General features: G+C 52.6%; 2 tRNA genes and 3 rRNA genes. All 5 read right to left on the bottom strand.

Annotated features, from left to right (window positions below):
- Window positions 1-44: 44 nt before the first annotated feature.
- The 5 genes from rrf to LPC04_RS28955 all read right to left on the bottom strand — a co-directional run bounded on the left by rrf (window position 45) and on the right by LPC04_RS28955 (window position 5,356).
- Window positions 45-157: ribosomal RNA gene (gene rrf / locus LPC04_RS28975) — 5S ribosomal RNA — on the bottom strand.
- Window positions 158-278: 121 nt separating this feature from the next.
- Window positions 279-3,157, bottom strand: a 23S ribosomal RNA gene (locus LPC04_RS28970).
- Between the two features lie 354 nt (window positions 3,158-3,511).
- Window positions 3,512-3,587 (bottom strand) — tRNA-Ala (locus LPC04_RS28965).
- 17 nt (window positions 3,588-3,604) lie between these two features.
- A tRNA-Ile gene (locus LPC04_RS28960) sits at window positions 3,605-3,681 on the bottom strand.
- A 151-nt stretch (window positions 3,682-3,832) separates the two neighbouring features.
- Window positions 3,833-5,356 (bottom strand): 16S ribosomal RNA (locus LPC04_RS28955).
- Together the 16S, 23S and 5S rRNA genes with 2 tRNA genes alongside form the textbook arrangement of a ribosomal RNA operon.
- Window positions 5,357-5,617: the final 261 nt, after the last annotated feature.

Here is a 5,617-nt window from a genome sequence, read left to right as displayed (position 1 = left end):
ACGCCCGAGCTAAGAATTTAGCTCGGGCGGTTGCAGGGATATTAGCCTGACAATGTCCTACTTTCACACGGGAACCCGCACTATCATCGGCGCAGAGGCGTTTCACTGTCCTGTTCGGGATGGGAAGGAGTGGGACCACCTCGCTATGGTCATCAGGCTTAACTGGTTGCCGCCGCGTTCACACGAACGTGGCAGCCAATTCAATGGATTTCCGAATCGATATTATGACTGCTTCAACAGAGGCAAACACATATCTTTGACTTGGTTGTCAAAGTTATAGGGTCAAGCCTCACGGGCAATTAGTATCGGTTAGCTTAACGCATTACTGCGCTTCCACACCCGACCTATCAACGTCCTGGTCTCGAACGACCCTTCAGGGGGCTCAAGGCCCCGGCAAGACTCATCTTGAGACGAGTTTCCCGCTTAGATGCTTTCAGCGGTTATCTCTTCCGCACTTAGCTACTCGGCAATGCCACTGGCGTGACAACCGATACACCAGAGGTGCGTCCACTCCGGTCCTCTCGTACTAGGAGCAGGCTCTCTCAATCTTGCAACGCCCACGGAAGATAGGGACCAAACTGTCTCACGACGTTTTAAACCCAGCTCACGTACCTCTTTAAATGGCGAACAGCCATACCCTTGGGACCGGCTACAGCCCCAGGATGAGATGAGCCGACATCGAGGTGCCAAACACCGCCGTCGATATGAACTCTTGGGCGGTATCAGCCTGTTATCCCCAGAGTACCTTTTATCCGTTGAGCGATGGCCCTTCCATACAGAACCACCGGATCACTTTGTCCTACTTTCGTACCTGCTCGACTTGTCAGTCTCGCAGTCAAGCACGCTTATGCCAATGCACTATCACCACGATTTCCGACCGTGGCTAGCGTACCTTCGAACTCCTCCGTTACACTTTGGGAGGAGACCGCCCCAGTCAAACTGCCCACCATACACTGTCCCCAACCCGGATCACGGGCCAAGGTTAGAACCTCAAACACACCAGGGTGGTATTTCAACGTTGGCTCCATAAGAACTAGCGTCCCTACTTCAAAGCCTCCCACCTATCCTACACAGATCTGTTCAAAGTCCAATGTAAAGCTACAGTAAAGGTTCATGGGGTCTTTCCGTCTTTCCGCGGGGAGATTGCATCATCACAAACATTTCAACTTCGCTGAGTCTCTGGAGGAGACAGTGTGGCCATCGTTACGCCATTCGTGCAGGTCGGAACTTACCCGACAAGGAATTTCGCTACCTTAGGACCGTTATAGTTACGGCCGCCGTTTACTGGGACTTCAATCAAGAGCTTGCACCCCATCATTTAATCTTCCAGCACCGGGCAGGCGTCACACCCTATACGTCGACTTTCGTCTTTGCAGAGTGCTGTGTTTTTATTAAACAGTCGCAGCCACCGATTCTTTGCAACCTCATTGGGCTCCATCCGCGGGGGACTTCACCTACTAAAGGCACACCTTCTTCCGAAGTTACGGTGTCAATTTGCCGAGTTCCTTCTCCAGAGTTCTCTCAAGCGCCTTAGAATACTCATCTCGCGCACCAGTGTCGGTTTGCGGTACGGTCGTCTATAGCTGAAGCTTAGTGGCTTTTCCTGGAAGCAGGGTATCACTCACTTCGGCTGCAAGCAGCCTCGTTATCACCCCTCATCTAAGCCCGGCGGATTTGCCTACCAGGCATGACTACAGGCTTGAACCGGGACATCCAACACCCGGCTGAGTTAACCTTCTCCGTCCCCACATCGCACTATAGATCGGTACAGGAATATTGACCTGTTTCCCATCAGCTACGCATCTCTGCCTCGCCTTAGGGGCCGACTCACCCTACGCCGATGAACGTTGCGTAGGAAACCTTGCGCTTTCGGCGAGAGGGCTTTTCACCCTCTTTAACGCTACTCATGTCAGCATTCGCACTTCTGATACCTCCAGCAGACCTCACGATCCACCTTCACAGGCGTACAGAACGCTCTCCTACCACTTGCGATAAATCGCAAATCCGCAGCTTCGGTAACTGGCTTAGCCCCGTTACATCTTCCGCGCAGGACGACTCGATCAGTGAGCTATTACGCTTTCTTTAAATGATGGCTGCTTCTAAGCCAACATCCTGACTGTTTTAGCCTTCCCACTTCGTTTCCCACTTAGCCAATTTTGGGGACCTTAGCTGGCGGTCTGGGTTGTTTCCCTCTTGTGTCCGGACGTTAGCACCCGGTGCACTGTCTCCCAAGCTGTACTCATCGGTATTCGGAGTTTGCAATGGTTTGGTAAGTCGCCATGACCCCCTAGCCATAACAGTGCTCTACCCCCGATGGTAATACTTGAGGCACTACCTAAATAGTTTTCGGAGAGAACCAGCTATCTCCAGGTTTGTTTAGCCTTTCACCCCTATCCACAGCTCATCCGCTAGTTTTGCAACACTAGTCGGTTCGGACCTCCAGTGCGTGTTACCGCACCTTCATCCTGGCCATGGATAGATCACCTGGTTTCGGGTCTACACCCAGCGACTTGAACGCCCTGTTCGGACTCGGTTTCCCTACGCCTCCCCTACTCGGTTAAGCTTGCCACTGAATGTAAGTCGCTGACCCATTATACAAAAGGTACGCAGTCACCTTGCGGCTCCTACTTTTTGTATGCATGCGGTTTCAGGATCTATTTCACTCCCCTCCCGGGGTTCTTTTCGCCTTTCCCTCACGGTACTTGTTCACTATCGGTCGATTACGAGTATTTAGCCTTGGAGGATGGTCCCCCCATATTCAGACAGGATTACACGTGTCCCGCCCTACTTGTCGTGCACTTAGTTCCACAGAAGTCATTTCTTGTACGGGGCTATCACCCGCTATGGCCGGACTTTCCATTCCGTTCCAATATGTCGTCTGCTAAAGAGCACAGGCTGTTCCGATTTCGCTCGCCACTACTTTCGGAATCTCGGTTGATGTCTTTTCCTCGAGCTACTGAGATGTTTCAGTTCACCCGGTTCGCCACAGTGGCCTATGTATTCAGCCAAAGTTACTCCTTGCGGAGTGGGTTTCCCCATTCGGAAATCTCCGGATCAAAGCTAATTTGCCAGCTCCCCGAAGCTTATCGCAGGCTATCACGTCCTTCGTCGCCTGTAATCGCCAAGGCATCCACCACATGCACTTAGTCACTTGACCCTATAACTTTGACGCCAGCCGACTAAGCTGGCATCGTCAAGGACTGCAATCACTGACTGGATAGTCAGTATTTGAGTATTTACGCGTTTGCCTTTCAAATTCGTCGTATTCGCATACTTCGAAGATGAATATCTGTTGACGCAATCATAATATCGCCAGCGGCACGGTGTCTGAAGGCCTTTACCCCCGCAGACTTTCCGCTGGCGAACTCGATTCGTTATCCATGAATTGTTAAAGAACAACTGCCACTTGCGTGACAGACCGAAATGGCCCGTCGAAAATCTCGACAGCCGCTTGGGTCTGTGACGTGGGGCAACAGTGAACAGCCGATGCTGTGTTGAAGTGAGCGCGCGGTGGTGGAGGATGTCGGGATCGAACCGACGACCCCCTGCTTGCAAAGCAGGTGCTCTCCCAGCTGAGCTAATCCCCCACGATGACCTGACCGTGTGGTGGGCCTGGTTGGATTCGAACCAACGACCCCCGCCTTATCAAGACGGTGCTCTAACCAACTGAGCTACAGGCCCACGGTAATCGTCATGCTGTTTCGAGCCAAACGTTCGAACCGCGAGTCTGTCCGCGTGAATGCGTCGACGCTCGCACGCGCACTTCCACTGTTGTTGTCTAAATAAACAGCCGATAAGCGTGAGCGCAAGAATTTGAGTGCGTTTTTTCCAGAAAGGAGGTGATCCAGCCGCACCTTCCGATACGGCTACCTTGTTACGACTTCACCCCAGTCACGAACCCTGCCGTGGTAATCGCCCTCCTTGCGGTTAGGCTAACTACTTCTGGCAGAACCCGCTCCCATGGTGTGACGGGCGGTGTGTACAAGACCCGGGAACGTATTCACCGCGGCAAGCTGATCCGCGATTACTAGCGATTCCGACTTCACGCAGTCGAGTTGCAGACTGCGATCCGGACTACGACCGGTTTTCTGGGATTGGCTCCCCCTCGCGGGTTGGCGACCCTCTGTACCGGCCATTGTATGACGTGTGTAGCCCTACCCATAAGGGCCATGAGGACCTGACGTCATCCCCACCTTCCTCCGGTTTGTCACCGGCAGTCTCATTAGAGTGCCCTTTCGTAGCAACTAATGACAAGGGTTGCGCTCGTTGCGGGACTTAACCCAACATCTCACGACACGAGCTGACGACGGCCATGCAGCACCTGTGTTCAAGTTCTCTTTCGAGCACTTCCACATCTCTGCGAAATTCTTGACATGTCAAGGGTAGGTAAGGTTTTTCGCGTTGCATCGAATTAAACCACATCATCCACCGCTTGTGCGGGTCCCCGTCAATTCCTTTGAGTTTCAACCTTGCGGCCGTACTCCCCAGGCGGTCAACTTCACGCGTTAGCTACGTTACTGAGAAGGAACCTTCCCAACAACCAGTTGACATCGTTTAGGGCGTGGACTACCAGGGTATCTAATCCTGTTTGCTCCCCACGCTTTCGTGCATGAGCGTCAGTACAGGCCCAGGGGATTGCCTTCGCCATCGGTGTTCCTCCGCATATCTACGCATTTCACTGCTACACGCGGAATTCCATCCCCCTCTGCCGTACTCCAGCTCTACAGTCACAAATGCAGTTCCCAGGTTGAGCCCGGGGATTTCACATCTGTCTTATAGAACCGCCTGCGCACGCTTTACGCCCAGTAATTCCGATTAACGCTTGCACCCTACGTATTACCGCGGCTGCTGGCACGTAGTTAGCCGGTGCTTATTCTTCAGGTACCGTCATCGTCCAAGGATATTAGCCCCAGACTTTTCTTCCCTGACAAAAGCGGTTTACAACCCGAAGGCCTTCTTCCCGCACGCGGCATGGCTGGATCAGACTTGCGTCCATTGTCCAAAATTCCCCACTGCTGCCTCCCGTAGGAGTCTGGGCCGTGTCTCAGTCCCAGTGTGGCTGGTCGTCCTCTCAGACCAGCTACAGATCGTCGCCTTGGTGGGCTTTTACCCCACCAACTAGCTAATCTGATATCGGCCGCTCCAATAGCGCGAGGTCTTGCGATCCCCCGCTTTCACCCGTAGGTCGTATGCGGTATTAATCCGGCTTTCGCCGGGCTATCCCCCACTACTGGGCACGTTCCGATATATTACTCACCCGTTCGCCACTCGTCAGCTTAACCTGTTACCGTTCGACTTGCATGTGTAAGGCATGCCGCCAGCGTTCAATCTGAGCCAGGATCAAACTCTTCAGTTCGATCTTGAATTACTCATAAAGGAATTGAAGAAACTCGTTACAAGTTCCATTCAATCTTCATGAGCGTTTAAAGTCCATAAGACCTTGAAACGTCGCTTTTGACAGCTAGTTTCTTGGCACTCGCCTTCAAACGCCCACGCTTATCGGCTGTTGATTTTTAAAGAGCTTGCGAGGCAAACCGTTGTTTGCGTCGTCGTGCTGTTATCAGCACAGAAGCGGAATTATGATCTGCTTTTAAAACCTTGTCAAGCAGTCAGACTT

The sequence above is a fragment of the Scleromatobacter humisilvae genome, from assembly GCF_023231945.1.
Classification (GTDB): Bacteria; Pseudomonadota; Gammaproteobacteria; order Burkholderiales; family Burkholderiaceae_C; genus Scleromatobacter; species Scleromatobacter humisilvae.
This window is presented reverse-complemented; position numbering and strand designations above follow the sequence as displayed.